Annotated in this window: 21 protein-coding genes and 1 tRNA gene; 10 read left to right on the top strand and 12 right to left on the bottom strand. The window is 66.2% G+C overall.

Annotation, left to right across the window (positions count from 1 at the left end; translation table 11 throughout):
• Positions 1-119: 119 nt before the first annotated feature.
• Genes ASD73_RS12375 through ASD73_RS12365 form a run of 3 tightly spaced genes read right to left on the bottom strand, consistent with a single transcriptional unit; the run spans position 120 to position 3,237 of the window.
• On the bottom strand, positions 120-1,886 hold the full coding sequence (locus ASD73_RS12375) for a pilus assembly protein TadG-related protein (RefSeq protein ID WP_056376063.1): 1,767 nt from the start codon (positions 1,884-1,886) through the stop codon (positions 120-122).
• 11 nt (positions 1,887-1,897) lie between these two features.
• On the bottom strand, positions 1,898-2,593 hold the full coding sequence (locus ASD73_RS12370; RefSeq protein ID WP_156377370.1) for a TadE/TadG family type IV pilus assembly protein: 696 nt from the start codon (positions 2,591-2,593) through the stop codon (positions 1,898-1,900).
• Entirely contained in the window at positions 2,566-3,237 is a 672-nt protein-coding gene (locus ASD73_RS12365) for a TadE/TadG family type IV pilus assembly protein (RefSeq protein ID WP_162248151.1), read from the bottom strand. Before ASD73_RS12365 ends, ASD73_RS12370 begins: the two co-directional genes overlap by 28 nt.
• A gap of 159 nt (positions 3,238-3,396) precedes the next feature.
• Between ASD73_RS12365 and ubiA the strand changes: the two genes are divergently transcribed.
• The gene (gene ubiA, locus ASD73_RS12360; RefSeq protein ID WP_056372716.1) at positions 3,397-4,305 is read left to right on the top strand and encodes a 4-hydroxybenzoate octaprenyltransferase; all 909 of its coding nucleotides are present in this window, start codon (positions 3,397-3,399) and stop codon (positions 4,303-4,305) included.
• A 2-nt stretch (positions 4,306-4,307) separates the two neighbouring features.
• Here ubiA and smc read toward each other — a convergent pair whose 3' ends face one another.
• From smc to ASD73_RS12340, 4 genes are all read right to left on the bottom strand, one after another.
• The gene (smc, locus tag ASD73_RS12355) at positions 4,308-7,751 is read right to left on the bottom strand and encodes a chromosome segregation protein SMC (protein ID WP_056372714.1); all 3,444 of its coding nucleotides are present in this window, start codon (positions 7,749-7,751) and stop codon (positions 4,308-4,310) included.
• Between the two features lie 137 nt (positions 7,752-7,888).
• Positions 7,889-8,629 carry a DsbA family protein gene (locus tag ASD73_RS12350; RefSeq protein ID WP_056372712.1) on the bottom strand — a complete coding sequence of 247 codons (741 nt, stop codon included), beginning with the start codon at positions 8,627-8,629 and terminating at the stop codon, positions 7,889-7,891.
• Between the two features lie 37 nt (positions 8,630-8,666).
• Positions 8,667-9,383, bottom strand: coding sequence for a thioredoxin domain-containing protein (locus tag ASD73_RS12345; RefSeq protein WP_056372710.1), 717 nt, complete (start codon positions 9,381-9,383; stop codon positions 8,667-8,669).
• 15 nt (positions 9,384-9,398) lie between these two features.
• A complete protein-coding gene (locus ASD73_RS12340; RefSeq protein WP_056373583.1) occupies positions 9,399-9,971 on the bottom strand; it encodes a DUF721 domain-containing protein in 573 nt (190 codons plus the stop codon).
• Positions 9,972-10,018: 47 nt separating this feature from the next.
• On the opposite strand from ASD73_RS12340, the gene ASD73_RS12335 reads away from it, so the two are divergent.
• From ASD73_RS12335 to nudC, 3 genes are read left to right on the top strand one after another with little or no spacing between them, the layout of a single operon-like run.
• The gene (locus ASD73_RS12335; protein WP_056372708.1) at positions 10,019-11,062 is read left to right on the top strand and encodes an A/G-specific adenine glycosylase; all 1,044 of its coding nucleotides are present in this window, start codon (positions 10,019-10,021) and stop codon (positions 11,060-11,062) included.
• Positions 11,059-12,345, top strand: a complete 1,287-nt coding sequence (locus ASD73_RS12330) for a serine hydrolase domain-containing protein (protein ID WP_056372706.1) — start codon at positions 11,059-11,061, stop codon at positions 12,343-12,345. Before ASD73_RS12335 ends, ASD73_RS12330 begins: the two co-directional genes overlap by 4 nt.
• On the top strand, positions 12,345-13,214 hold the full coding sequence (gene nudC / locus ASD73_RS12325; RefSeq protein WP_056372704.1) for an NAD(+) diphosphatase: 870 nt from the start codon (positions 12,345-12,347) through the stop codon (positions 13,212-13,214). Before ASD73_RS12330 ends, nudC begins: the two co-directional genes overlap by 1 nt.
• Here nudC and ASD73_RS12320 read toward each other — a convergent pair whose 3' ends face one another.
• From ASD73_RS12320 to ASD73_RS12310, 3 genes are all read right to left on the bottom strand, one after another.
• Positions 13,215-13,607 (bottom strand): DUF2497 domain-containing protein, encoded by a 393-nt coding sequence (locus ASD73_RS12320; RefSeq protein WP_056373581.1) that lies wholly within the window; start codon positions 13,605-13,607, stop codon positions 13,215-13,217.
• Positions 13,608-13,712: 105 nt separating this feature from the next.
• Positions 13,713-15,206: a TolC family outer membrane protein gene (locus ASD73_RS12315; RefSeq protein ID WP_056372702.1), complete on the bottom strand. Its 1,494-nt coding sequence runs from the start codon at positions 15,204-15,206 to the stop codon at positions 13,713-13,715.
• A 36-nt stretch (positions 15,207-15,242) separates the two neighbouring features.
• Positions 15,243-15,905, bottom strand: a complete 663-nt coding sequence (locus ASD73_RS12310; RefSeq protein WP_056372700.1) for a protein-L-isoaspartate O-methyltransferase family protein — start codon at positions 15,903-15,905, stop codon at positions 15,243-15,245.
• Positions 15,906-16,171: 266 nt separating this feature from the next.
• On the opposite strand from ASD73_RS12310, the gene ASD73_RS12305 reads away from it, so the two are divergent.
• The 6 genes from ASD73_RS12305 (at position 16,172) to ASD73_RS12280 (ending at position 24,193) form a co-directional block, all read left to right on the top strand.
• A tRNA-Cys gene (locus ASD73_RS12305) sits at positions 16,172-16,245 on the top strand.
• A 464-nt stretch (positions 16,246-16,709) separates the two neighbouring features.
• Positions 16,710-17,090, top strand: coding sequence for an OsmC family protein (locus tag ASD73_RS12300; RefSeq protein WP_056372698.1), 381 nt, complete (start codon positions 16,710-16,712; stop codon positions 17,088-17,090).
• Between the two features lie 50 nt (positions 17,091-17,140).
• Positions 17,141-17,761 (top strand): TetR/AcrR family transcriptional regulator, encoded by a 621-nt coding sequence (locus ASD73_RS12295; RefSeq protein ID WP_082521505.1) that lies wholly within the window; start codon positions 17,141-17,143, stop codon positions 17,759-17,761.
• 393 nt (positions 17,762-18,154) lie between these two features.
• Entirely contained in the window at positions 18,155-19,426 is a 1,272-nt protein-coding gene (locus ASD73_RS12290) for an efflux RND transporter periplasmic adaptor subunit (RefSeq protein ID WP_056376061.1), read from the top strand.
• Positions 19,427-19,580: 154 nt separating this feature from the next.
• The gene (locus ASD73_RS12285) at positions 19,581-22,772 is read left to right on the top strand and encodes an efflux RND transporter permease subunit (RefSeq protein WP_056372694.1); all 3,192 of its coding nucleotides are present in this window, start codon (positions 19,581-19,583) and stop codon (positions 22,770-22,772) included.
• An 11-nt stretch (positions 22,773-22,783) separates the two neighbouring features.
• The gene (locus tag ASD73_RS12280) at positions 22,784-24,193 is read left to right on the top strand and encodes an efflux transporter outer membrane subunit (RefSeq protein ID WP_056372691.1); all 1,410 of its coding nucleotides are present in this window, start codon (positions 22,784-22,786) and stop codon (positions 24,191-24,193) included.
• 7 nt (positions 24,194-24,200) lie between these two features.
• Here the strand turns inward: ASD73_RS12280 and ASD73_RS12275 are convergent, their stop codons facing one another.
• Positions 24,201-25,601 (bottom strand): aminotransferase-like domain-containing protein, encoded by a 1,401-nt coding sequence (locus tag ASD73_RS12275; RefSeq protein WP_056372689.1) that lies wholly within the window; start codon positions 25,599-25,601, stop codon positions 24,201-24,203.
• Entirely contained in the window at positions 25,558-25,998 is a 441-nt protein-coding gene (locus ASD73_RS12270; protein ID WP_056372687.1) for a DUF983 domain-containing protein, read from the bottom strand. Before ASD73_RS12270 ends, ASD73_RS12275 begins: the two co-directional genes overlap by 44 nt.
• Between the last annotated feature and the right edge of the window lie 230 nt (positions 25,999-26,228).

Below are 26,228 nucleotides of genomic sequence, written 5' to 3'. Positions count from 1 at the left end.
GCCGATAGCAGACGGCGATATTTTGTGCACGCATTGCCTGCTCGGTGCCCCCTTCGATTACATCCGTGATGTGAAAATCATGTCATGATCGAACAGGGCACCGAGCAGGCTTGGCAATATTATTGAACCAATCTGGCCGTCTGAAGCGCCGTGGAGAACAGTTGCTGGAGGGCCGTGGTAATATTGTCATTGGCCGTCACGGTCTGCACCAGCGGCGCGCCGTTCGTGCCGACCGATGCGCAACTCTGCAGCGCGGTGAGGACTTGATCGGAAGTTCCCGCCTTGGTGGACGTATATGGAGCGGGGGGGGGAGGCAGGAACTTGGCGACGTTATTCTGGGACCAGTTGTTGCCGGCCAGCGATTCCGGAAGATATTGCGTATAGAGGATGGCGATCTTGATCCCCTTGGCCTTGATCGCCGTGCACTCGGCGAGGTCGCTTTCCCGCAGCGGGCCGAAATAGCGGCCACTGCTCGGCTGGTCCAGCATGCCGTCGGAGATGATGAACAGGATCTTCTGCGGCTCCACACCGGGAGCGCCCGTTCCCGCCGTTGGGATGAGGGCCTTCATCTTCGTCAGCATATTGGTGAATTCCGTGGCCTTGTCGCCGATATCGGTGCCGCTGGTGGGCTTGTTGTTCAGCCACCAATAGTCGTCGGGCGGGAATATCGAGGCTGCCGAAAAGCTGCCGTACTCAGCGACGTTCTTGAGGGTGTTGAGTGTGGCAACGGGCGTGTCTTTGGTCGGTTTCGTCCAATCGAACGAGAACATCTGCGCCCGATAGGTGACGTTGTACTGCGCAGCCTGATTGGTGGCGAAGGGGATCAATTGCGTGGCGGCCGAGACCATTTCGTCCTTGCGCAGGGGAATGGTTGCCGGGCCGTTGGTGTAAATCTTCCCATAGTTGTGCGTGAGCCAATAGCCATCCGCCCAGTAGCCGGTATCAAAATCTACCGTGACGGTCGAATTCGTGCCGCCCGTCTTTTTTGTCGTCTGCTTGATCTTGGCCGGGCCGCTGGTGCTGTCCTCGACCGTATAGCTGACAACCGTGGTGGTCTTGCTCGACCCCGAACCCGTTTCCTGCGTGGAATGCATCGATAAGTTCGAGCTGTCGTAAAGTATTTTGGTCGTCCGATCCCAGCGATACCAGACGTTCAGCTTCGGCCCCGTCGCATAATAGCCGGTCGACAACAGGATATCGCGCCCCGCCGTGTCCCTGATAAAGATCGGCTCACCGTCTGCTTGCGGCATCTGCATATGGCATGCGAAGGCGCAACCATTTGGCAGTTTAGCAGCATCTTTGGTAGCGTTGATGATCCTGGTGATTCCATCAGACGTCGAGGGCAGCAGCATCGAGGGCGAATTGTCCATCGCCAGGTAGAAATCGACGTTGGGCGGTTGCGCGGCGCTTGCCGTGGACGTGCCGCTCACAGTCAGGGTGTCGACCCCCAGAATACCGCCGAACATGTTGATCGACTTGGCGGAATAGCTCACGGTCGCCTTGCGCAGGTAGCCAAAAGCGCCGCTGCCCCCGGAGCTGGAGCTTCCTTCCGTAACGACGGGAGTCACCAGCAGATCCTTGTACCCGGTCTCCAGCGAGGCCTGCGCATTGAACATGCTGGTCGCGGCAGTTTTTGATTGACTGTTCGATTGAAGGATCATCGAGGGCGCGACAGCCGCCAGCGCGGCGGCGTCGGCCGCGGCGTTCAGCTTCGTCTGGAGGCTCATGGCGCGCGCATAGTCGATTCCGAAGCCAAGTATGAAGGTCAGCGGAATGATCGCAAAACCCAGGATCATGTAGACCCCGCCCTTCTGATCGGCTTTCAGTCGGGCAATGAACTGGACCCATGCGGTCGCAGAGCTGAGCTGAGGAAATATTTTGGTCATAATATATCCACCTAGTAGAGCCGAGGAACCATATAGATCGTCTCGGTCATCCTTGTGCTTGTCATCGGGAGATAGCTGATGAACGGCATGTAATCGTAGGTGATCTTGCCCATGAACAGCCAACCGCCCGCGGTACCGACCTGAGTCTTGTTGCTGGTGCCCGGAGCAAAATTTCCGCACACGTTCGAGCCGTCCGGCGAAACCGGGATCATCGTGTCGGTGATCATGTTGTTTGGAATCGAGACGATGTTGTCGGCTGACTGCGCCTCGCTCTTGGGGAGCGTGCCGGCTGTGTGGCTCGGGATCTCCGGCTTCACAACGCTGCCATTGACATTTTGCGACTGGGCCTGGCTCCAGACGACATAGGCGTGGGTGGCATCGCAGACCCGGAGCAGCGAAACCTGCTGGATCGCTTTGTCGAGCTTATAGGGTGCCAGGACGACTGCACTGGCGCTCAAGTGCGATTTCGCATTGGCGCTTGTCGGGTCATTGTAAATAATCGTCGGAGACATGGTCCGGCTGACGAGGTCGACCAGCGAACGGGTCGCGACGGTAACCTTGCGGCTGGCGCTGACCCTATCCGACAAATAGACGCCGCCCGTGTACATGAGCACGAGCACGGGCAGGGCGAAAGCGAATTCCACTATCACCGCGCCGCGTGTGTTCTGTGTGAGGCGCCTCAGCATGCGGGCTGCGATGTGGGACACGAATAGTCCTCCGTCGTGAACACCGACGTGGCCACGAGTTTGCGATTGGCGTTGGGTTCGTCGATCAGGTTCAGTCCCAGCGGACCCTTCCCTGTCGGCCACAGGTAGATCAGCTGCAGGACGATGATGCGGTTCTTGCCGCTGCCGCCCGACTGGTAATTGTAGCCCGTGCCGGTTGAGACCAATATGCCGTTGCTGTCATAGGTGAATGTCGGCGAAGCGGTGTCGGTCACGTTGTAGCTGGTTGCGACGCTCACATGCACCGTGAGCCGCGAGCATGAGAGCAAGGGTGGTAGCAGCGCGGGCGTGCTGACAGTCTCGCCGCTGGGATTGGTGCCGGAAAGGCCATTGCAGATGGCGTTTTTGAAGTCGCTCGCTGACAAGCCAACGGTGCCGTTGGGCGCCCGCGTCGTTTGGGCGAAGCCGGTCAGCATCAGGCGTCCGGCGCCCTCGGCCGTCGTCTCCAGCATCTGTTGCGCGAGGTAGATCGACATCGTGTACAAAATCGCCAGCAGGCACGCTAGGAACGCCGGTCCGACGATGGCGAACTCCATGGCGGCCGTGCCCGCACGGTTTTTCCACAGATTCTTGCCGAACGGGCCAAAGGCCCTCCGGGCGCGAATCCTATTGCGCAACATTGCCATGTGGGTCCCCCTTTGTGGCTGTTTTCCACGATCAGGGTTCAAATTTGGTAAATGGCCGGATTTTGGGATCGCGTGGCGACCAAATGTCTGGCGATCCACGCGTAAAGATCCAATCAGCCGTTTATCGCGCGCGCCGCGCCTGCTATCGCCCGCGCATCGATGACTGCCACCCATCCTCCCGATAGCCAGCTTCGCGGTTTCGTCGCCCTGCTTCCCGCCGCGGCGCGGCCCTATGCGCTGCTCGCGCGGTTCGACCGGCCGATCGGCTGGTGGCTGCTCTATTGGCCCTGCGCGTGGGCGCTCGCGCTCGGCGGCGGCGCGATCAGCCACTGGCCCTTGTTCTTGTGGATGCTGATCGGCGCGATCGCGATGCGCGGGGCGGGCTGCGTCTATAACGACATCGTCGACCGCGACCTCGACGCGAAAGTGGCGCGGACGGCGTCGCGTCCAGTCGCGAGCGGCGCAGTGTCGGTACGTAACGCGTTGCTGTGGACCTTGCTGCTGTCGCTTGTCGGGCTCGCGGTGCTGCTCCAGCTGCCGCGCCCGGCGCAGATCGTCGCGCTCGCCAGTCTGATCCTCGTCGCGGGTTATCCCTTCATGAAACGGATCACCTGGTGGCCGCAGGCGTGGCTGGGCCTTGTGTTCAGCTGGGGCGCGCTCGTCGCGTGGGTCGCGGTGGGCGGGGCGCAAGGGCCCGCGCTGCCCTTGCTCTACGCCGGCTGTATCGCTTGGGTGATCGGCTATGACACCATCTATGCGCTGCAGGATATCGAGGACGATATGCTGATCGGGGTGAAGTCGAGCGCGCGGGCGATGGGGCGTCATGTGAAGGGCGGGGTCGCGATGTGCTACGCGCTCGCGCTCGCCTGCTGGGGCGGCGCACTGTGGGCGGCGCGGCCCGATCCGCTGGTGCTGGTCGCGCTGCTGCCCGCGGCGGTGCACCTGACGGGACAGGTGGTCACGCTCGATCCGGTGAACGGGGAGGATGCGCTGGCGAAGTTCCGCAGCAACCGTTTCGCGGGACTGCTGGTGTTCGCGGCGATGCTGGTGGTGGGAATGGCGCCGTAAAGCTATTCGGCCGCCAGAAGTTCCTCGGCGCCGCCGAGGTCGACCGACACGAGGCGCGACACGCCGCGCTCGATCATCGTCACCCCGAACAAGCGGTGCATGCGCGCCATCGTCACCGCATTGTGCGTGACGATCAGATAGCGCGTATTCGTCTCGCGCGTCATGCGATCGAGCAGGTCGCAGAAGCGCTCGATATTGGCGTCGTCGAGCGGCGCATCGACCTCGTCGAGGACGCAGATCGGCGCGGGGTTGGTGAGGAACAGGCCAAAGATCAGCGCAACCGCGGTCAGGGCCTGTTCGCCGCCCGAGAGCAAGGTCAGCGTGCCGAGGCGCTTGCCGGGGGGCTGCGCCATGATTTCGAGGCCGGCTTCGAGCGGATCGTCTGAATCGACAAGTTCGAGATGTGCCTGCCCGCCGTTGAACAAGGTGCTGAAAAGGCGCTGGAAATGACCGTTCACCGCCTCGAACGCGGCGAGCAGGCGGACACGGCCTTCGCGATTGAGGTTGCCGATCGAGCCGCGGAGGCGGTTCACGGCTTGCGTCAGTTCCTCGATTTCGGCGGCATTCTTCTCGCGCTCGGCGTCGAGTTCGGCGAGTTCGTCGGCGGCGACGAGGTTCACCGGGCCGAGCCGCTCGCGGTCGGCGACCAGCCGGTCGTGCTGCGCCGATTCGGCATTGGCGTCGCCGACGGTTTCGCTTTCGAAGCCGGCCTTTTGCGGCAGTAGCGGCGGCGGGCATTCGAAGCGTTCGCCCGAGAGGCGCCCCATCTCGATGCGCCGCAACTCGGCATTTTCGGAGCGCGCGATCGCGCCGGCGCGCGTTTCGCGCGCGGCGGCGACGCGCTCGCGGATGGCGTTCAGCGCGGTTTCGGCTTCGCGCAGCGCAGCCTCGGCGGCGCGTTCCTGCGCCTCGGCAGCGGCAACCTTTTCGCGCAGATCGGCCTGCTGCGTTTCGGCGGCGGCACGCTGCTGCGCGAGCTTGGCGGGGACGTCGGCGAGCTTCGCCGCTTCGGCCGCCAAGGCGTCTGAGCGCTTGTCCATTTCGGTCACGCGCCGTGCGGCCTCGCCCGCGCGCGCCTTCCAGCTCTTGATCTCGGCGCTGACGACCGCTTGCCGCTCGCTCAGGCTGGCAAGCGTGCGTTCGTGCGCCGCGAGCGCATCGCGCGCGGCATTGGCGGCCATGCGCGCTCGGTCCGCCGCATGATCCTCGGCCTCGAGTACGGCGCGCGCGATACTGTCGTCTGGCAGCGCGGCGAGCGCGCTTTCCTGCACCGCGAACTGCTCGGCGGCGTCCCTCGCGGCCTCGGCGATTTCGGCGAGGCGGCGGTCGAACAGCGCGGCGGCATCGCGGTGGCGGTCGATCGCGGCTTGCGCCTGGTCGGCGGCGCGCAGCGCGCTACGCCGCGCTTCGTCGGCCTGCGCCAGCGCCTTGCGCGCCGCGGCGGCGGCGGCGGTCAGGTCCGACGCCTTTGCGGCGGCGGCATCGCGCCGGTCGCGCAGATCCTGCACGCCGAGTTCGACCTGCGGGCGCTGTGCGGCGAGTTCGTCGAGGCGGTTCTGGCGTTGCAGCCGTTCGGTCGCGGTCGCGCCGTCGCCGCGCGTGATGAAGCCGTCCCAGCGGCGCATCATGCCATCGACGGTGACGAGCCGCTGGCCGACCGCGAGCGGCTGGCCTGCATCGGTGTCGGCCACCGCGACCTGTGCGAGACGGCGGGCGAGGGTGGCAGGTGCCTTGACGAATTCGGTGAGCGCGCGCCCGCCGCTGGGCAGGGTGGGATCGTCTTTCGCCGCGTCGGCGCCGCCCCAGCTGCGTGCCGCGTCCTTGTCGGTCCCGGCGTCAAGATCGTCGCCGAGCGCGGCGGCGAGCGCGGCTTCATAACCCGGCGCTACGCGCAGTTTGTCGAGGATGCGATCCTCGTCGGTACGTGCGGCCGCAAGCGCGCGTTCGAGTGTCGACGCCTCGCCTTCGAGCGCGGCGAGCGCGGTGCGTGCTTCGGCGAGGCCCGCCTCGATGCCCGCAAGGTCCGCGGCCGTCGCCTCGCGATCGGCCTCTGCCTCCTGCAGCGCATTTTCGGCGGTGGTGATCGCCGCTTCGGCGGCTTCGGCGGATTTCACGCTTTCGGCATGCGTTGCGGCGAGCGCGGCGCTGTCGCCGAGCGCGGCAACCTCGGCGTCGACGCGTGCCTTGTCATTGGCAATGCGGCGTACAGCGGCTTCGGCGCTGTCGCGGGCCGATACGGCGATACGGCGGTCGGCCGCCTCGCTCGCCGCCTTGGCGCGGGCCTGCGCCAGCGCGACCTCGGCGTCGCGCAGCCGTGCTTGTGCGGCGAGGCTGGCGTCGGCTAGCGCGGCCTTGCCCGCGTCGTGTCCCGTGATGTTCTGCGCCAGCGATTTCGTTTCGGTGTCGAGCGCGGTCAGTGCGGCATGGGCTTCGCGCGCGAGTTCGCCTTCGTGCGCGCGATCGTCGGCGATGCGCCGTTGCTGCGTCGCCAGATCCTCGAGCCGCTGGAGCGCCGCGCGTTCCTCGCCTTGCAGGCGCACCTGCGTTGCGGTCGCCTCGGCGAGTGCGCCCCGCTGCGCCTGTGCATCGCTGCGCGCCGTGGCGACGCGGGTGGCGACCTCGGTTTGCGCGTTCGATATGGTTTCGAGTTCGTCCTGCGCGGTCTTGACCGCCGTCTCGGCGGCGTCGGCGTCGCGGCGCGCCTGATCGGCGGCGGCGGCGGCGTCGCGCCAGCGCGCATAGATCAGGCGCCCTTCGGCGATGCGGATGTCGTCGGAGAGTTTCTTGTATTTTTCCGCCGCGCGTGCCTGCCGTCGCAGCGCGTTCGCGCGCACCTCCATATCGGTGACGATTTCGGAGAGGCGGGTCAGGTTGGTTTCGGTCGCGCGTAGCTTTTGCTCGGCATCCTTGCGGCGCACATGCAGCCCCGCGATGCCGGCGGCTTCCTCAAGCATCGCGCGGCGGTCGGTCGGCTTGGCGGCGATGACGTTGGCGATCTTGCCCTGGCTGACGAGCGCGGGGCTGTGCGCGCCGGTCGCGGCGTCGGCAAAGATCAGCGCGACGTCCTTCGCGCGCACGTCGCGGCCGTTGGCGCGATAGGCGCTGCCCGCACCGCGCTCGATGCGGCGGATCACTTCCAGATCGTCGCCGTCGCTCGAGTCCGACAGGCCCGCGACGAGTGCGCCTTCGGTGTCGCAATGGAGCGCGACCTCGGCAAAATCGCGTGCGGGGCGCGTCGAGGTGCCGGCGAAGATCACATCCTCCATCCCGCCGCCGCGCATCGATTTGGGGCTGGATTCGCCCATCACCCAGCGGATCGCTTCGAGCAGGTTGGATTTACCGCAGCCATTGGGGCCGACGACGCCGGTCAACCCGGGTTCGATGCGGAGTTCAGTGGGTTCGACGAAGCTTTTGAAACCGGTCAGGCGCAGCCGCTTTATCTGCACGGAACGCTCCCGTGCAGCTCATCGAATCGGAGCTGGTGCAACCTTGTCGTCACATATCCCCCATGAAGCCGTCATGCCGCGCGGCGGGGGGAGTCGCAAGGGGGTAGGGTTAACCCCTGCCCCCTTGGCAAATTCGGTCAGCGTGCGCCCATCGTACGGAGGCGGTCGCGGAGCAGGCCCCAGGCCGCGACGCCCTCGACAACCTGACCGTTGATGATGAAGGTCGGCGTGCCGGTGATCTGATATTTTTCGACCCCGGCGTTGGTGCCCTTTTCGATGGCCTCGACATTTTCGACCTTGGCGAGACACTGCTGGATCGTCGCGGCGGGGACACCGCGCTGCTGATAGAATTGATCGATGCCCCAGCCCTTAGCGAGCGCGGTAAAGCGCTGCGCGGGGGGCAGCTTCATCGCTTCCTCGATCCCCGGCTGGGGCTTCGACGCGCCCGCGATGAACGCCTCATGCTCGAGGAAGGTGGCGTCGGCGAGCGGGAAGAAGCGATCGGGGCTGGTGCATTTGACGATCGCGCCCGCAATCGCGTCGACGGGGTGGAGCATGAACGGCGTCAGCTTGTACGAGACGCGGCCGGTGTCGACGAAGTCGCGCTTCAGCTCTTCGTGCGAATCCTTGGCGAACTGCGCACAGTGACCGCAGGTGAAGGCGCCAAATTCCTCGAGTTTGATCGGCGCGTCGGGATTGCCCATTACGACGCCATCGCCGTCGACGCGCACGACCTGCGACCAGGTCTTGCCGGCCGGAGGCGCGACCTTGGCGACCACGGACTGTTCCTTGGCGGGGTCTGTCGCGCCGTCGCCGCAACCGGCGAGGGCGAGCGCGCCGAGCGAAGACAAAAGGGCGATACGAAGCGATGCGGTCATATTCTTACTTTCTCCACAGAACGGGAATGCGGCGCTTTTAAGCGGCCTTGATCGCAAGGTCGAGTTTCGATTTGAGTGCGGGCCATGCGGTGACCCCGGCATTGCGGCCATTGACGAAAAAGCTTGGCGTGCCTTCGACGCGGTCGGCGTTGAGGCCGATGTTGGTCATGCCGGTGAGTTCGGCCTGCGCCACCTCGCTGTCGAGTGCGGCGTCGATCTGCGCCTGTGTGTAGCCGCGCGCGCGCATCAGTGCGGTGAGCCCCGTGCCGGCGGCGATCTTTCGGGCGCGCTCGCCGGTGGTGCCTTCGAACCAGTTCTTCTTCTGCGCCTCGGTCGCCTTCTGGATGCTGGCGATCAGTGCGGGGAAATTGTTGAAGATCGCCTGATGGTTGCCGGCGAACGCCTTTGTCCCGCCGCAGCGCGCGAGCAGCGCCGCGGTCATGTCGACGGGGTCGCGCACGAGGTTGCGATATTCGAAGAGCACGAGCCCGCGATCGACATAGCCCGTCTTCAGCGGCAGCGCGCTCGCCTTCGCGAAATCGGCGCAGACGTGGCAGGTGTAGCTGAAATATTCGACGACCCGCACTTTCGCGGCGGGATTGCCGATGAGGACGGCGCCGATTGGGGTCGTCGTGACGGTCTGCGACCAGAGCGTTGGTTTCGCGGGGGTTGCGGCGATCAGGCCGAGTGCGGCGCCCGAGAGTGCCAGCACCGCCGCACGGCGATCGAGAAGCGGGTCGTCAAAAGCGGACATCGTCGGCCGTCTTTCCTAGCTGATACGGGGAAGCTTGGGCGGCGTCGCCAGTCCTGCCGCCATGCGTTCGAGCACGGTGCGCAGTTCCGGGTCGCCGATGTCGCGCAGGCTGTCCCCCAGTTCGGCGGGTACGGGTTTCAGCATTGCCGGCTGCTGAACGGGCGCGGCGGGGGTGACCTGGCCGTGCGTCATGCGGACCTGGGCGACGGCGGCGTAGCCGAAGAAGCGGTTGACCGCGCCGATGATGTCGGGCGCGACATGCTGGAGCATCGGGGCGTGCGCGCCGCTGATCGTCAAGTGTAGCGTGCCGCCGGCTTTCTGGCCCGCCGGAAAGCGGATCATCGCGGGTTGGGTGACGTCGGCGAGGCGGTCGCCGACGATCTCGCGCCAGCGGCTGACGACCGAGCTTTGGACAAAGCCGAATTTGCGAAAGGCGGCGCGGCCGATTTCGGGAACGAGGTCGGAGACCATGCGCGCTTCGCCGCCGCGCGGGCGTTCATAGACGCGCACCGGTGGCTTGGCGGTTTTCGCCTTGCCTTTCGCCTTGGCCTTTTTGGCCGGTGCGTCCTCGCCTACGTCTTTCGTCATGCCGGGTGCCATGCCATAGGCGGGGGGTGAGCGTCCAGACTTCCAGCATGATCGACGACATCGAAGACGACTTCGCAGGGCGGCTGCTCGGCTGGTACGACCGGTCGGCGCGGGTGCTGCCGTGGCGCATCGCGCCGGGGAGCGATCAGCAACCCGATCCCTATCGTATCTGGCTGGCCGAGGTCATGTTGCAGCAGACGACCGTCGCCGCGGTCGCGCGCTATTTCGCGCGCTTTACCGGGCGCTGGCCGACAGTCGCCGATCTGGCGGCGGCCGACGATGCGGATGTCATGGCGGCGTGGGCGGGGCTTGGCTATTATGCCCGCGCGCGCAATCTGCTCGCCTGCGCGCGCGCGGTCGTTCGCGACCATGGCGGGATATTTCCCGACAGCGAGACGGCGCTGCGCGCGCTGCCGGGGATCGGCGATTATACCGCGGCGTCGGTCGCCGCGATCGCCTTCGGACGCGCCGCGGTGGTCATCGACGCCAATATCGAGCGCGTGATCGCGCGCCACCGCCTGATCGAAACCCCGCTGCCGATGGCGAAGCGCGAGATCCGCGTCGCGCTCGCGCCGCTCGTTCCGGCGGAACGGCCGGGCGATTTTGCGCAGGCGCTGATGGACCTTGGCGCGACCATCTGCACGCCGCGCGGCCCGGCATGCGCGATCTGCCCGCTGATGGCCGACTGCCGCGCGCGCGGGCGGGCGGATATCGAGCGCCTGCCGGTGAAGCCGCCGAAGAAGGCGAAGCCGCATCGGCATGGGCTGGCGCACTGGATCGAGCGCGATGCGCAGATCTGGCTCGTCCGCCGGCCGGGCAAGGGCATGCTCGGCGGCATGCGCGCGCTGCCCGGCGGCGACTGGACCGACGCGCGATCGTCCGAGTCGGGAATCGTCAGCGTCGATCATGGTTTCACCCATTTCGACCTCACGCTGACATTGGTGCGGCGCGAGGCACCCCCCGAAGGTCCCCCGGAAGCCCGGGATGCCGCAACGGAAGGCGGATGGTGGCCGATCGCGGACCTTGACGCGGCGGGGCTGCCAACGCTCTATCGCAAGCTGACCGACAAGATGCTGGAGAGAGACGCATGAACATGATGGTGTCGCGCCGCGCGCTGATGGGTGGAATGGCGCTGGCGGGTGCGGGGGTGCTGCTGCCGCGCGCCGCGCTGGCGTGGAAGGTCGACGGCGCCGCGCTCTATCCTGCGACTAACGCGTTCATCAGAGGCTTTGTCGACCGCCGCGAACTTGCGGGTACGCTTGCCGCGATCGGCAAGGGGCAGGACGCCGCGGTCTTTTTCGGCGCGGGGGTGCAATCGAACGATTCGTCTACGCCCGTCGGTCCTGATACTTTGTGGCGCCTCTATTCGATGACCAAGCCCGTTACCGGCATCGCCGCGATGCTGCTGATCGAGGACGGCAAGATGACGCTCGACCAGCCGATCGCCGATTTCCTGCCCGCCTTTGCGAATATGAAGGTGCAGAACACGCCGGATGGATCGATCACCGATGTACGCCCGGCAAAAGGCCCGATCACGGTGCGTCAGCTGCTCACGCACACCGCGGGGCTCGGCTATAATATCATCCAGAAGGGGCCGATCAAAAAGGCCTATGACGACAATGGCATCACCGGCGGGCAGGCGAGCCGTCTGCCGATCCCGGGCTTCGCGCCGGTGACCCCCGCGCCGAGCCTTGCCGTCATGGCCGACCGGCTCGCGGCGCTGCCGCTCGTCTATGAACCGGGGACGAAATGGAGCTATTCGATCAGCCTCGACCTGATGGGGCGGCTGATCGAGGTCGTATCGGGCCAGCCGTTCGACGCCTTTCTGAAAGCGCGATTGTTCGATCCGCTCGGTATGGCGAGCACGGGTTTCATGGTGGCCGCGAAGGATGTGGGGCGCTTCACCAGCAATTATGCGCCCTTCGGCGGCGCGCTGATCCCCTTCGATCCCGCGGCGAGTTCGATCTATCTCGACCCGCCGCCCTATCCGTTCGGCGGCGGCGGGCTCGTGTCGAGCGCACGCGATTACGACCGCTTCCTCGCGATGCTGCTGGGTGAGGGCGAAACGGGCGGGAAACGCGTAATGAAGCGCGAGACCGCGCGGCTCGCGATGTCGAACCTCATCGCCGAAAGCGTCGACCGCAAGGGGAGCTTCATCGACGGGCAGGGCTTTGGCGCGGGCGGCCGCGTGTCGCTGCCGACCTCGCCGGGGGGCGAGGGGATTTTCGGCTGGGCGGGGGCGGCCGGGACGATCGGTTTCGTCCACCGGGGGCTCGGCTATCGCGTCGGCGGCTATACGCAGATCATGCCGCCCGACGCGGTGTCGTTCCAGGGCAAGTTCGGCGAGACTTTCTTCAAGGATGTGACCCGCTGATGCCTTTGCCGCTCGGTTTCACCGGGGCGTGGCTCGACCGCGCCGATCAGCTTCGCACCAACGAGGCGGCGTTCGCCGTGGCGGCAGCGGATCCGCGGGCGCGCTGTCTCGTGCTCGACGGCATCGACTTCGTTCCGGGCGGCGGCGGCGGTCTCTTGTGGGAGCCGCTCGACCCCGCCGACGAGCGGGCGCTGATGCTGCTCGGGATCGACGACGCGGGGATCCCGCATTTCGTCCGCGAGGCCGCCGCGGGCGCGCGCATCGATGCGCGGTCGCGCACCGTGATGCGGCTGCTGCCCTTGCTGTCGGGCGAAGAGGCGGCGCTTTACGGCGGTGCGCGCAGCTTGCTCGACTGGCACGCCCGGCACAGTTTCTGCGCGGTGTGCGGATCGCCGACCGACCTGTTTCGCGGCGGGTGGGGGCGGCGCTGTGGAAGCTGCAACGCCGAGCATTTCCCGCGCGTCGACCCCGTCGTGATCATGCTCGCCGAATGCGAGGGGCGCGTACTCGTCGGGCGGCAGGGCGGGTTTCCGCCCGGATTCTTCTCGGCGCTCGCGGGGTTTGTCGAGCCCGGCGAATCGCTCGAGGAAGCGGTCGCGCGCGAATTGTTCGAGGAAGCGGGCATCCGCGTTTCGGACGTCACCTATGTCGCAAGCCAGCCCTGGCCTTTCCCCTCATCGCTGATGATCGGGTGCCGCGCGATCGCGAAGGATCCGGCGCTGACGCTCGACACGACCGAGATCGAGGCGGCGATGTGGGTCGACAGGGCAGAGGTGCGCGCCGCGCTCGCGGGCGACATGGGCGCGCCCTTCATGGCGCCGCCGCCGTTGGCGATCGCGCGTTACTTGCTGGAAGATTGGGCTGGCTAGTTAGAGCCGCTTGCCGGTAATGCGGCTGATTTCCTTAGCGACCATCGCCTCGACCAGCGCGGGCAGGTTGGCGTCGAGCCAGTCCTTGAGCATCGGGCGCAGCGCGTCGAGGACGACATCCTCCATCGTGCGGCCGGCGACCGCCGGGGCTGCAACGGTTGCAGCGGCGACCGCAGGCGCCACCGCAGCGGTCAGCGCTTCGAGCGACTGGCGCGCGGCATCGGCGCTGGCTTCGGAAACGAGCTCCCCGGCCGCGGGCGCAACATCGGCCCGGTCTTCTTCATCCTGAAGGTCGAGAATATCGTCGGCTTCGGGGACGCGGATCTCGCGTGCCGAACCCGGCGCCTCGTCACGAGCGATCACGCGCCGAATCGACGACAAGATATCTTCCATCGAAGGTTCCCGCGACATATCGCCCATAACCAAGCCCCCTAAACCATCGCGATTACCGGATGGTTAACCGTCTTCTTACCGATTGGGGGCGCGTCTTGCCAAGCTTTATTGTGGCGTCAGCGAGGGCGGACCCACGGGAACGCTGGCTGTCGCTGCCGGGACGGCGCGCGTGTCGGTCGCGACCTGCTGCGGCGCCGGATCGTCGGCCCAATCCCAGATCTCGCCGCGCACGCGCCTGTAATTGACTTCGGGATCGTAGAGCGCGCCGCCCCCGATGCCGAGGTCGCGCGCTTCGGCCTTGCCCATCGCGGCGAGGACCGAGAAGGCGGCGACATAGCTGTTGCGCTGCGCCGACACGAGCTGGACCTGCGTGTTCAGATATTCCTGTTCGGCGTTCAAAATGTCGAGGATCGACCGTGTGCCGACGCTGTTTTCAGCGCGTACACCCTCGAGCGAGAGCGCGTTGGCGCTCACCGCTTGCTGCGTCGCGGCGATGATCCGTTCGTTCGCCTGCCACGCGGCATAGGCGCCGCGCGTTTGCGCGATCACGCCGCGTTCGGTTTCAACATATTGTTCGATAGCCTGGCTGCCGCGCGACTGCGCCTGTCGCACCTGCGCCGAGCGGCGGCCGCCGGTGAAGATCGGCAGCGTCACCGACACGCCCGCCGCCGCGGCGGAGGTTTCCTGTGTCACGCCAACACCGATGACGCCGCTGTTCAGCGAGCCGAGGTAATTATTGTAGTTGCCGCTGAGCGTCGCGGACAGTTTCGGCGCGCGCGAGGCCTTGGCGGCGCCGATATCGGCTTTCGAGGCGTTGACCAGCTGATTCGCCGATTCGATGTCGGGATTGCTGTTCAGCGCGATCGCCACCGCTTCCTCGGCGCTCGCGGGCAGGTTCGGCAGCGTCGGGGGCGCCTGAAGGTCGGTCGGGGCGTCGCCGACAAGGCGGATATAGGATTCGCGGCTGCCAATCAGATTGGCTTCGGCGTTGCGCAAATCGCCTTCGGCGAGCGCAAGCCGCGCCTCCGACTGGGCGACGTCGGTGCGCGTCAGGTCCCCGATCTCGAAGCGGTCGCTCGTCGCCTGCAGGTTGGTGCGCAGAACTGAGACGTTCTTCTGGTTTAGCTGGACGATCGCCTGGTCGCGGATGACGTCCATATAGGCGCCGACCGTTTGCGAGAAAATGCTCGCTTCGGTCGCGCGAAGGTCGGCCTGCCCGGCTTCGACGCGAAATTTGGCGGCGCGCACGGCGTTGCGGACTGCGCCGCCCTGATAGATCGGCACCGACAATTGGCCCGACCCCGTGACCGACCGCATCGGCGAGTTGAAGCTGTTGCCCGGGACGATGATATTTTCTTCGTAATCGGCGCGGGTGTTGACCTCAGGAAGACCGAAGCTCTTCTGGATCGGGACATTCTCGTCATTCGCGCGCTGCCCCGCGCGCGCGCCGGTCAGTGTCGGGTTGTTTTCATAGGCCTTGGCCAGCGCACCCTGCAGCGTTTCGGCCTGCGCCGCCGCGGGCAGCATCAGCGCGCCGATCGCGAGGCCGGTGAGCCAGCTGGACCGGCGAAGGGGCTGTTTCTTATTATTATCGTTCATAAAGATGTCAGCCCCGAAACAAGGAAGGAAGTGGCCTTAAAACTGAAAAGCGACCGGCGCCGCAAAGCCTGGCAGCGGCGCGACGTCCATGTCGGCGAAGCTGCGCAGCGCAACCGCGCCGCCGGCCTTCACGCCCTCGACCAGCCGCGTCACCGCGCCTTCGCGGCGCGCCGCGATCAACCGGCCGCCGTCGGCGAGCTGCGCGACCAGCGTGTCGGGCAGCGTTTCGATCGCGCCCTCGATGATGATGCGGTCGAACGGCGCCGCATCGGGCGCGCCGGCGGCCAGCGGTCCCCGGGTCCAGCGGATATTGTCCTTGGTGACCGCGCCCTGCGCCGCCGCCATCAATTCGGCCTGTTCCTCGACGGCATGCACTTCGGCGCCGAGCAGCGCGAGCAGTCCGGCGGTATAGCCCGTCGCGCTGCCAACCAGCAGCACGCGCTGGCCGGGGCGGATCGCCGCCGCGACCAGCATCCGGCCGGTGACCAGCGGCGCGTTCAATGCGCGGCCGTGGCCCAGCGCGATCGGGCGGTCCATATAGGCGACGCCGGCGAGCGCGGCGGGCACATGGGCCTCGCGCGGTGCCGCGGCCATCGCTCCGATCACGGCGGGGTCGATGACATCGTTGGTCCTCAGCTGGCTGTCGATCATGGCAGCGCGCATCTCTGCCGCAGTGATTTCGCTAAACTTCGTCGCCATCAGCCTTTTCCAATTCCCTGGAATATGAACCTTTGCGGGGCAGCTTTAGCCGAAGCAATGCTGTATTGCAATAGTAATACAGCCCCGCAGCCGCATCGCGTGTCGCATAGCTGCCAATAGGGGTGCCGCCAACCCTCATCGCGCGCTGCGCCGCGGCCCGGGCGGCGCGGTTCCGGCGAATCCTTGACAAGGCAGCCAAAGCCCCTCACTAGCGGCGCCGTCCAACACCCGGCCCGTCCCGAAAAGGATGCGGTAATTTGGCATGAGGCCCGATGGCGGAGTGGTGACGCAGCGGATTGCAAATCCGTGCACGCCGGTTCGATTCCGGCTCGGGCCTCCACCATTTTCCAAAGTTGCGAAATCAAACCTCGCTTGCATCGGTGCCATGGCGTCGGCCCCTCCCATCGCGCATCTGTAGCGCCGGTTTCTGACGGTAACCTGACGAGGGAGGCTGTTCGGTAGTCCCAAGGACAAAGGGCTGCCCCTTTCGGAGCAGCCCTTCCATTGTCGTGCCTGTTCGCGGACGATTATCCGAGTCGGACCCCCGCGAGGAAGGTCGTGCTCAAATCTGCCGCATGCGGCGTGGGACAATGAGACATTCGACCACCTCCTTTCGCTTGTTGACGATGAAATCAATGTAGGATTCCTGGCGATTAGTTCAAGATGCTTGCGCGTTCGCCAGCGCAGAACTGAAATGTCGACGAAAAGCGACACCCCGGTGCCGCGGCCCGGGTTTCCACTTGCTGTTTCGAAGCGGTGTCGGAATAGCTGAACGCCACCCGCCCTCCGGCAAAGGACAGCAACATGGCCCATGGCACCGCCCGCATTGGCAAGGATCATTATCGTACCGAGATCAACGTCAGCGGCCATGACCTGATCGGCGACGAAGGGCCGGGGCTGGGCGGGCAGAATCTGGGGCCGGCGCCCTATGACTTCCTGCTCGCGGGACTCGGCGCATGCACGGCGATCACATTGCGCATGTACGCCGACCGCAAGGGATGGCCGCTCGAATCGGTCGACGTGGGCCTGCGATTGCTCAGCAAGGATGGCCTCAGGGTCGATCGGGTGCTGACGATCGCGGGGCTCGACGACGAGCAAAAGGCGCGGCTCGCCGACATCGCCGAGCGGACGCCGGTGACGCTGACGCTGAAGGGCGGGCTGCCGATCGATACGCGGCTCGCCTGATCGGCGCGCCACTGGACAAGTTGCGATCTACCACTTATATACCAGCCGTTATGGAAATCGAAACAGCCACCGTCGCCACACCGCACAAGGGCCGTCCGCGCGAATTTTGCGTCGACATGGCGCTGGCGGCGGCGCTGCGCGTCTTCTGGTCGAAGGGCTATGAGGGTGCGTCGATGGCCGATCTGACCGAGGCGATGGGGATTACCAAGCCGAGTTTGTACGCAGCCTTCGGTAACAAGGAAGCCCTCTTCAACAAGGCGCTCGACCTCTATGAGCGCGAAAAGGCCGACTATATGCATGCGGCGCTCGATGCGCCGACCGCGCGCGGCGTCGCCGAGCGGCTGATGTACGGGGCGCTCGACATGTACACCTGCCCGGAGAATCCGAACGGTTGCCTCGGCGTGATCACCTCGGTCGCTTGCGGTGCCGAGGCCGAATGTATTCGTCAGGCCGTGCTCGAACGCGGCGCGACGGCGAAGCGCGCAATGCTCGAACGCTTCGCGCGCGCCAAGGAAGAGGGCGATTTTCCGCCCGACACCGACGCCGAAGGACTTGCGGCGTTCCTGACCGCGGTCAACCAGGGCATGTCAGTGCAGGCGGGCGCCGGCGCGACGCGCGCCGAACTCGAGCGGCTCGTCGAAACCAGCCTCAAGCTGTGGCCGGGGCGCTAGTAGAATTATTTTTACTACCCGGTACAGAATGGTCTTGACGCAGCGCAACACGACTTATATACCACTCAGTATACAAAGATAGGCTCTCCCCCCGAGACCGGCCGCTGGGTGACAAAGATCATGCGGCGGCCGGAACCATCATCACCGATTATTTTCCCGGGAGCGGGTCCTGTTCCGGTCGAGCGCCTGTCGGCATTCGTCCGCAAGACATAACAGGGAGCCGGCGCGCGCATTCATCATGCGGGTGACCGGAGGGGCGGCCGTCCTCTTCGAAGAGGGCCGTCCAACATTGAGGACTGTTTCAAGACTGGACCGGAGGCACGCGCTTTCGGGGCCGAGACCCGCTGCGCCTCGCGCGCAGCCGAACCGAATAAAGAAGAAGAGGGCACCTTCATGACCGTCCACACCCCGATCGAAAAACTCGACCCCGCCGATGCGAAGGTCCGCCGCGAACTCAAGACCTTGCTCCATCCCGGGCGCGGCCGCCGCGCCGCGTGGATCGGTGCGTTCCTCGTGCTCGTCATTGGCGCCTGGTGGCTGCTCCGCGACGGTGCGCCGCAGGCCGTCGCCGCGCCCGCGCCCGTGCTCACCGTCGCCGCGCCGATCGCGCGCGATGTGACGCTGTGGGACGAATATATCGGACGCTTCGAGGCGTCGAAAGCGGTCGAAGTGCGCCCGCGCGTCTCGGGCGCGATCACCGCGATCCACTTCACCGACGGCCAGATCGTCCGCCAGGGCCAGCCGCTCTTCACCATCGACCCGCGCCCCTATCGCGCCGCGCTCGCCGAAGCGCGCGCTTCGGCCGCCAGCGCGCGCAGCGACCTCGCGCTCGCGCGCCTCGAACTCGAACGCGCCGGGCGGCTTGTCGATGTCGAGGCGGTGTCGCAGAGCGAGATCGACCGCCTCCGTGCGGGGGTGAACGCTGCGAATGCTGCGCTGGCCGGGGCCGACGCCCGCATCGCGGCGCGTTCGCTCGACGTCGAATTCACCACCGTCCGCGCGCCGCTCAGCGGTCGTATTTCTGACCGCCAGATCGACGCGGGCAACCTCGTGTCGGCGGGCGATGCCGGCGGCACGCTGCTGACGACGATCAATGCGCTCGACCCCGTCTACTTCACCTTCCAGGGCTCCGAAGCTTTGTTCCTCAAGACCAAGCGCGAGGGCGGCGATAAGGGCGCGGCGGTCGAAGTCCGCTTGCAGGACGAAGGCGATTATCGCTGGAAGGGCCAGCTCGACTTTACCGACAATGGCCTCGATCCGCGCTCGGGCACGATCCGCGCCCGAGCCAGCTTCCGCAACCCGGAGATGTTCCTGACTCCCGGCATGTTCGGCAACATGCGCCTGTCGACCGGCCAGACCGCGCGCGCGCTGCTAATCCCCGCCGCGGCGGTGCAGACCGACCAGGCGCGCAAGATCGTCTATGTCGTCGGCAAGGACGGCATGGTCGCGGCGAAGCCGGTCGAGCTTGGCCCCGAAGTCGATGGCCTGCGCGTCATCCGTTCGGGGCTGACGCCGACCGACCGGATCGTCATCAACGGTTATCAGTTCGCGCGTCCGGGCACCAAGGCGGTGACCAAGGCCGGAAAGATCGCCGCTTCGGCACCCCCAAAGGATGCGGCGGCCGCGGTCGAACCGGTGTCGGCGCAGGCGACCTTCGCGAAGTAAATACTCACCCCTCCCGCTTGCGGGAGGGGTCGGGGGAGGGGCCGTGACGTTTCATTGCCCTCCCCGCTGCGACTAGCGAGCAAGCTCGCAAGTCTCGCTACCCCTCCCGCAAGCGGAGGGGAGGTTTGATAGATCATAGAACAGGGGCTCTCCCATGCGCCTATCCCGCTTTTTCATCGACCGGCCGATCTTTGCCGCCGTGCTCGCTGTCATCATCACGATCATCGGTGCGGTCGCCTATATCGGCCTGCCCGTATCGCAATATCCCGACATCGTCCCGCCCACGGTGACCGTGACCGCAACCTACCCGGGTGCGTCGGCGGAAACCGTCGCCGACACGGTGGCGGCGCCGATCGAACAGGAAATCAACGGCGTCGACAATATGCTCTATATGAGCAGCCAGTCGACGGGTGACGGCGTCGTCACGATCACTGTGACCTTCAAGATCGGCACCGACCTCGATGCCGCGCAGGTGCTGGTACAGAACCGCGTCGCGATCGCGACGCCGCGCCTCCCTGAAACCGTGCAGCGGCTGGGCGTCGTGACGCGCAAGACTTCGCCTGACTTCCTGTTGATCGTGAACCTGGTGTCGCCCGACAAGTCGCTCGATCGCGCGTACATCTCCAACTATGCGCTGACCCAGCTCCGCGATCGTCTTAGCCGCATCGACGGCGTCGGCGACGTGCGCCTGTTCGGCAGCCGCGACTATGCGATGCGCGTGTGGATCGATCCCGGCCGCGCCGCCGCACTCGACCTGACCGCGGGCGAGATCGTCGCCGCGCTGCGCCGTGAAAATGTGCAGGTCGCCGCGGGCTCGCTCGGCCAGCCGCCGCATGCCAACGGCAGCAGTTTCCAGCTCAGCGTCGAAACGCAGGGCCGCCTGACCGACCCCAAGGACTTCGCAAACATCGTCATCCGCACCGACGCCGACGGACGTCAGGTCCGCGTCTCCGACGTCGCACGCGTCGAGCTTGGCGCGTCGGACTATAATTCGAACACCTATTTGTCGGGCGATCCGACCGTCCTTCTCGCGACCTTCCAGCGCCCGGGCTCGAACGCGCTCGCCGCGGCGCAGGCGGTCGAGGCCGAAATGGCGGCGGCATCGAAAAGCTTCCCCAAGGGCCTCGAATATCGCGTCATCTATAACCCCACCGAATTCATCGCCCAGTCGATCGACGCGGTGATGGAAACGCTGATCGAAGCTGTCATCCTCGTCGTCATCGTCATCCTGGTTTTCTTGCAGAAATGGCGCGCGGCGATCATTCCGGTGCTGGCGATCCCCGTGTCGCTGATTGGGACCTTCGTGGTGCTCGCGGCCTTCGGCTACAGCCTCAACAATCTTTCGCTGTTCGGGCTGGTGCTCGCGATCGGCATTGTCGTCGACGACGCGATCGTCGTTGTCGAGAATGTCGAACGCAACCTCGAGAAGGGGATGAGCGCGCTCGAAGCCGCGCGCACATCGATGGACGAAGTGTCGGGCGCGCTCGTCGCGATCGTGCTCGTGCTCTGCGCGGTGTTCGTGCCGACGCTGTTCCTCACCGGCCTGTCGGGCGCCTTCTACCAGCAGTTTGCGGTGACGATCTCGACCGCGACGATCATCTCGCTGGTGCTGTCGCTCACCCTGTCGCCCGCACTCGCGGCGATCCTGCTCAAGCCGCACGCCGCCGCGCAGGCCGACGGATGGCTGATGGGGCGTATCCACTATGCCGGAGAACGCTTCAACGAAGGCTTCGAGAAGCTGAGCAATGGTTATGCGCGCCTGACCGACCGGCTGGTGCGCGCGCCAAAGAAGATGATGGTCACCTATGCCGGGTTGATCGCCGCGACCGCGGGCCTGTTCTGGGCGACGCCGACCGGCTTCATCCCCGCGCAGGATCAGGGCTATTTCCTCGTCGTCGCCAAGCTGCCCTCGGGCGCCTCGGTCGAACGCACCGATGCGGTGCTGAAGAAGGTCGCAGGTCGCGTGCTGCCGATCGAGGGTGTCCTCGGTTCGGTGATGCTCGCGGGCTTCGATGGTCCGTCGCAGACGCTCGCGCCGAACTCGGCCGCCGCTTACTTCCCGCTCAAATCGTTCGAGGAGCGCGGGAAGCTCGGGGTCAATTTCGAGGACATCATGAACCAGGCCCGTGCCAACACCGCCGACATCACCGAGGCGCAGATCGTCATCATCCCGCCGCCGCTGATCCAGGGCATCGGTTCGGCGGGTGGCTACCGGATGATCGTGCAGGATCGCGGCGGGAACGGCTATGCCGCGCTTGCGAATGAGACGAACAATCTGATCGGCAAGGCGAACGAGACCCCGGGTCTCGCGAACGTCTTCACCTTCTTCGATCCGTCGAACCCGCGCGTCTATGCCGATATCGACCGGGCGAAGGCGAATATGCTCGGCGTGCCGCCCGAACGCGTGTTCGAAGCGCTGCAGGTCTATCTGGGTTCGGCGTTCGTGAACGACTTCAACCTGCTCGGCCGCACCTATCGCGTCACCGCACAGGCCGATGCGCCCTATCGCCAGACCGTCGCCGATATCGCGAACCTGCGGACGCGGTCCGATTCGGGCGCGATGGTGCCGATTGGCTCGGTCGCCAATTTCGAAGACCGCACGGGGCCGTACCGCGTCACGCGCTACAACCTCTTCCCCGCGGTCGAGATCGATGGCGACACCGCTCCGGGCTCGTCGTCGGGCGCGTCGCTGACGACGATGGAAAAGCTCGCGTCGGAATCGCTGCCCGCAGGCTACGGCACCGAATGGACGGGCATCGCCTTCCAGCAGAAGGCGGCGGCCAACACCGCGGGTATCGTCTTCGCGCTCGCGGTGGTCTTCGTCTTCCTCGTGCTCGCCGCACAATATGAAAGCCTGATGCTGCCCCTGGCGATCATCTTCATCGTCCCGATGTGTCTGCTCGCGGCGATGGTCGGGGTGAACTTGCGCGGCATGGATAATAATGTGCTGACGCAGATCGGGCTCGTCGTGCTCATCGCGCTCGCCGCGAAGAACGCGATCCTGATCGTCGAATTCGCCAAGCAGGCGGAAGAAGAGGATGGCTTGTCGCCGATCGAAGCCGCGGTGCGTGCCGCGCGCGACCGGCTGCGCCCGATCCTGATGACCAGCTTCGCTTTCATCCTCGGCGCCGTGCCGTTGCTGATCGCGAGCGGGGCAGGGGCGGAGCTGCGCCAGGCGCTCGGCACCGCCGTCTTCTTCGGCATGCTCGGCGTGACGGCGTTCGGCCTCATCTTCACCCCGACCTTCTACGTCGTCGCCCGCTCGCTCAGCCACTGGTCGGCCGAGCGGCGCGCGCGGCGCGGGTCGGACGACCACGGGACGGCGCTGCCGGTCCCGGCGGAATAAGGAGTAGCATCATGATCCTCCGCAATATCCTCACCGCCGCCTCGGCGCTGGCGCTCGCCGCCTGCGCGGTCGGCCCCAACTATGCCGAACCCAAGTCGGCGTCGGCGCCCGTCGCGACCGGGCCGTTCGTTTCGGCGAACAGCCCTGCGGTGTCGCTTGCGCCGGTCGCGGGCGACTGGTGGCGCCTCTATAACGATCCCGTCCTCGACGGGCTTGTCGGCGATGCGCTCGCCAGCAACACCGACGTCCGTGTCGCGGTGGCGAATATCGCCCGCGCCCGCGCATCCTTGCGCGGCGCGCGCGCCGACCGCCTACCGCAGGGCGAGATCGGCGCCGGCGCCAATTACGGCCGCAGCCCCGAGGGCCAGCGCCTGCCGGGCGCCGATCGCGAGGATTGGGCGGTCGATGTCGGGCTCAACGTATCTTACGAAGTCGACCTGTTTGGCCGCGTCAGCCGCTCGATCGAAGCCGCGCGCGGCGACACCGCCGCTGCTGAGGCGAATGCCGACGCGGTGCGCGTGATCGTCGCTGCCGACACGACCCAGGCCTATGCCGACGCCGCTTCCGGCGCAGCCCGCCTCGACGTCGCGCGGCGCATTGTCGGGCTGCTCGACCAGCAAGTGAAACTCACCGAACGCCGCAAGGACGTCGGGATGGCGACGGGGCTCGACCTCGCGCGCATCACGACGCTGCGCGACCAGCGTTCGGCCGACATTCCTTCCATCGAGGCCGAGCGGCAGGCGGCGTTGTTCCGCCTCGCGACTCTGACCGGTCGTGCTCCCGCTGCGCTCCCCCCGATCGCAGCGGACCGCAATATCAGCCTCGAAATCACCGACCCGATCCCAGTCGGTGATGGGGCGGCGCTGCTCAAGCGCCGTCCCGACATTCGCGCCGCCGAGCGCCGCCTTGCCGCCGACACCGCGCGCATCGGCGTCGCGACCGCGGATCTTTATCCGCGCATCACGCTCGGCGGGTCGGCTGGGTCGACCGGATCGGGCTTTGGCGATGTGTTCGGTGGCGGCCCGATCCGCTGGCTGCTCGGGCCGCTGCTCAACTGGGCTTTCCCCAATCAGGAACCCGCCCGCGCGCGGATTGCCGCGGCCGAGGCCGATACGCAGGCATCGCTTGCCGAATTCGACGGCACCGTGCTGCGTGCGCTCGAGGAGACCGAGACGGCGCTGTCGTCCTATGCGCGTTCGCTCGAACAGCGGCAGGCGCTGCGCGCCGCGCGCGATCAGGCCGAACGCGCGGCGCGGATCGTGCGCGCGAAGCGGCAGGAAGGCGCGTCGGACTCGCTCGAATGGCTCGACGCCGAACGGACGTTCGCCGAGACCGAAGCGGTGCTCGCTGCGCAGGACGGGCAGATTTCGCGGCGCCAGATCGCGTTGTTCCGCGCACTCGCGGGCGGCTGGTCGACTTAGGGCCGCGTCAGACGATATGGCTCGCCGCGCCGCCGGGCGTCCATAGCTGCGCCGCGAGCCGGTGCAGCGCCCGCGAAAGCCCGCGGCGGTCGATCGTGCCGCCGAGCGAGATGCGCATCGCCCTGGGCGCGTCCGCCCCAACCGCGAACCGGTCCGATTGCACCGCCGAGAGCCCGTCGAGCGCGAGCGCGGCGGCGAGCGTGTCGGGCTGGCTGTCGCCCGCCAGCGGCAGCCAGAGGTGATAGCCTTGCGGATGCGCGGCATGACGCCCGTCGCCGAGCACGCTGTGCGCCAGCCGCTGTCGCCAGCTCGCCTCCTTGCGCACCGCATCGATCAGCGCGTCGAGCGTTCCGTCGGCCAGCCATAGCGAGATCATCGCGACGTTGAGCGGCGGCGCCATCACAGCGCTTTCATGCTGGCACGCCGCGATTTGCATGGCCTCGGCCACGCCCGGCGCGCGGACAAAACCGACGCGCAGCGCGGGCGAAACGATTTTGGCCATGCTCATGACATACCAGCTGATCGCGGGCGCGAAGCTCGCGATAGCGGGGATCGGCGCGTCGGGGAGCAGGCCATAGGCGTCGTCCTCGACGATCTGGACGCCCGCATCCTCAGCCCATGCGGCAATGGCGCGCCTTTCCCCGACCTCAATCGTCGCGGTGGTTGGATTGTCGTTGGTCGAAACGATGTAGAGCGCGCGCAGCGGGGCGGCGGCGTGCGCCGCCTCCAAGGCGTCGGCGGTCATTTCGGCGAGCGGGACGAGCGTGACCCCCATGCGCCGCGCAATCGCGGCGAAACCGGGATAGACGAAGCGCCCGCACGCAACGCGGTCACCGGGCTTGAGGATCGCCGATGCAACCGCGTGCAGCCCATTTTGTCCGCCGGCGGTGACGGCGATCTGTTCGACCGAAGACGACAGGCCGGTGCGGCCAAGCAGTTCGGCGCCGCTTTCACGGTCCGCCGCGGCGCCGCCCGGCCGCTGATAGTGCAGCCGGGCAAGCCCGGCGCGCCCCAGCGTGCCCAGCGCCGACGCCATTGCATCGGTCAAACGGCTTTCGATAGGGATCGGCGGGCTGTTCATCGCGATGTCGCTCTGCGCTGCAGTCGCCACCTCGCCGGTACGCACATCCTCGCTGATAAAGCTGCCCGCGCGCCCGCGCGCGACGATCAGCCCGCGCTGCCGCGCAAGGTCATAAGCTTTGGTCACCGTCGTGAGATCGATGCCGAGTTTTGCGGCGAGGTCGCGCTGCGGCGGCAGGCGATCACCGTGGCGAAGCTCGCCGCGCGCGACCGCCGCCGATATCGCGGCGGTCACCGCCTTATATTTGGGCCCTGCCGTACCCGCGATGTCGGGGAGCCATGCGTCACCCGCCACGCCGTTCGTCCGCTTCGTGTTTTTCGCGCGCATTCAGCTTCGCCCACAGATGCTCGGTCCCCGATTCCTGCGCCTTGTTCACATATTGCGAGGCGACCAGCCAGCCCTTGATCGGGCGCAGCGGCAGCACACAGCCGATGACCATGATCGGGATCGAGAAGACCAGATGGACCCACAGCGGCGGGCTGTAGGCGATCTGCAGCCACACGATCACAAAGGTCAGCGGAAACGCGACGATGCACTGCGAGAAGAAGGCGGGGCCGTCGTCGGGCGCGGCAAAGCTGAAATCGAGCCCGCAATTCTCGCAGCGATCGGCGAGCTTCAGCCACGAGCGGAACATATGTCCCTTGCCGCATTCGGGGCATTTCCCGTGCCATCCCGCCCACAGGATCCAGCGCAGCTTTTCGTTGCGAACATCACCGTTCGTCATATCCGACTCCAACAGAAGGCATCTCATGCCATGCAAGGGGCATATGGTGCGGAAGATCGGACAAATGAATATGTAAGTTAAGATTATGAAATAGAACATATATCGTTCTTAGAAAGATTTATAGCATGGGGATTTTTGATATCCAATCCATGCATGATGATAGAATTTCAGGGCGAAATCGCATTTCGATCCGCTTTTTTGCCGGACAATCGCGCTGGCGCTTTGCGGCG

This window comes from Sphingopyxis sp. Root154 (assembly GCF_001427105.1).
In the GTDB taxonomy this organism is placed as follows: domain Bacteria; phylum Pseudomonadota; class Alphaproteobacteria; order Sphingomonadales; family Sphingomonadaceae; genus Sphingopyxis.
This window is presented reverse-complemented; position numbering and strand designations above follow the sequence as displayed.

Coding starts and splice junctions, on each gene's coding strand:
- ASD73_RS12375 (WP_056376063.1), bottom strand. CDS start 1,886: ATGACCAAAATATTTCCTCAGCTCAGCTCTGCGACCGCATGGGTCCAG.
- ASD73_RS12330 (WP_056372706.1), top strand. CDS start 11,059: ATGAACATGATGGTGTCGCGCCGCGCGCTGATGGGTGGAATGGCGCTG.
- ASD73_RS12285 (WP_056372694.1), top strand. CDS start 19,581: ATGCGCCTATCCCGCTTTTTCATCGACCGGCCGATCTTTGCCGCCGTG.
- ASD73_RS12335 (WP_056372708.1), top strand. CDS start 10,019: ATGATCGACGACATCGAAGACGACTTCGCAGGGCGGCTGCTCGGCTGG.
- ASD73_RS12295 (WP_082521505.1), top strand. CDS start 17,141: ATGGAAATCGAAACAGCCACCGTCGCCACACCGCACAAGGGCCGTCCG.
- ASD73_RS12310 (WP_056372700.1), bottom strand. CDS start 15,905: ATGGCGACGAAGTTTAGCGAAATCACTGCGGCAGAGATGCGCGCTGCC.
- ASD73_RS12315 (WP_056372702.1), bottom strand. CDS start 15,206: ATGAACGATAATAATAAGAAACAGCCCCTTCGCCGGTCCAGCTGGCTC.
- ASD73_RS12340 (WP_056373583.1), bottom strand. CDS start 9,971: ATGACGAAAGACGTAGGCGAGGACGCACCGGCCAAAAAGGCCAAGGCG.
- ubiA (WP_056372716.1), top strand. CDS start 3,397: ATGACTGCCACCCATCCTCCCGATAGCCAGCTTCGCGGTTTCGTCGCC.
- ASD73_RS12320 (WP_056373581.1), bottom strand. CDS start 13,607: ATGGAAGATATCTTGTCGTCGATTCGGCGCGTGATCGCTCGTGACGAG.
- ASD73_RS12290 (WP_056376061.1), top strand. CDS start 18,155: ATGACCGTCCACACCCCGATCGAAAAACTCGACCCCGCCGATGCGAAG.
- ASD73_RS12345 (WP_056372710.1), bottom strand. CDS start 9,383: ATGTCCGCTTTTGACGACCCGCTTCTCGATCGCCGTGCGGCGGTGCTG.
- ASD73_RS12275 (WP_056372689.1), bottom strand. CDS start 25,601: ATGCGCGCGAAAAACACGAAGCGGACGAACGGCGTGGCGGGTGACGCA.
- ASD73_RS12270 (WP_056372687.1), bottom strand. CDS start 25,998: ATGACGAACGGTGATGTTCGCAACGAAAAGCTGCGCTGGATCCTGTGG.
- ASD73_RS12300 (WP_056372698.1), top strand. CDS start 16,710: ATGGCCCATGGCACCGCCCGCATTGGCAAGGATCATTATCGTACCGAG.
- nudC (WP_056372704.1), top strand. CDS start 12,345: ATGCCTTTGCCGCTCGGTTTCACCGGGGCGTGGCTCGACCGCGCCGAT.
- ASD73_RS12350 (WP_056372712.1), bottom strand. CDS start 8,629: ATGACCGCATCGCTTCGTATCGCCCTTTTGTCTTCGCTCGGCGCGCTC.
- ASD73_RS12365 (WP_162248151.1), bottom strand. CDS start 3,237: ATGGCAATGTTGCGCAATAGGATTCGCGCCCGGAGGGCCTTTGGCCCG.
- ASD73_RS12280 (WP_056372691.1), top strand. CDS start 22,784: ATGATCCTCCGCAATATCCTCACCGCCGCCTCGGCGCTGGCGCTCGCC.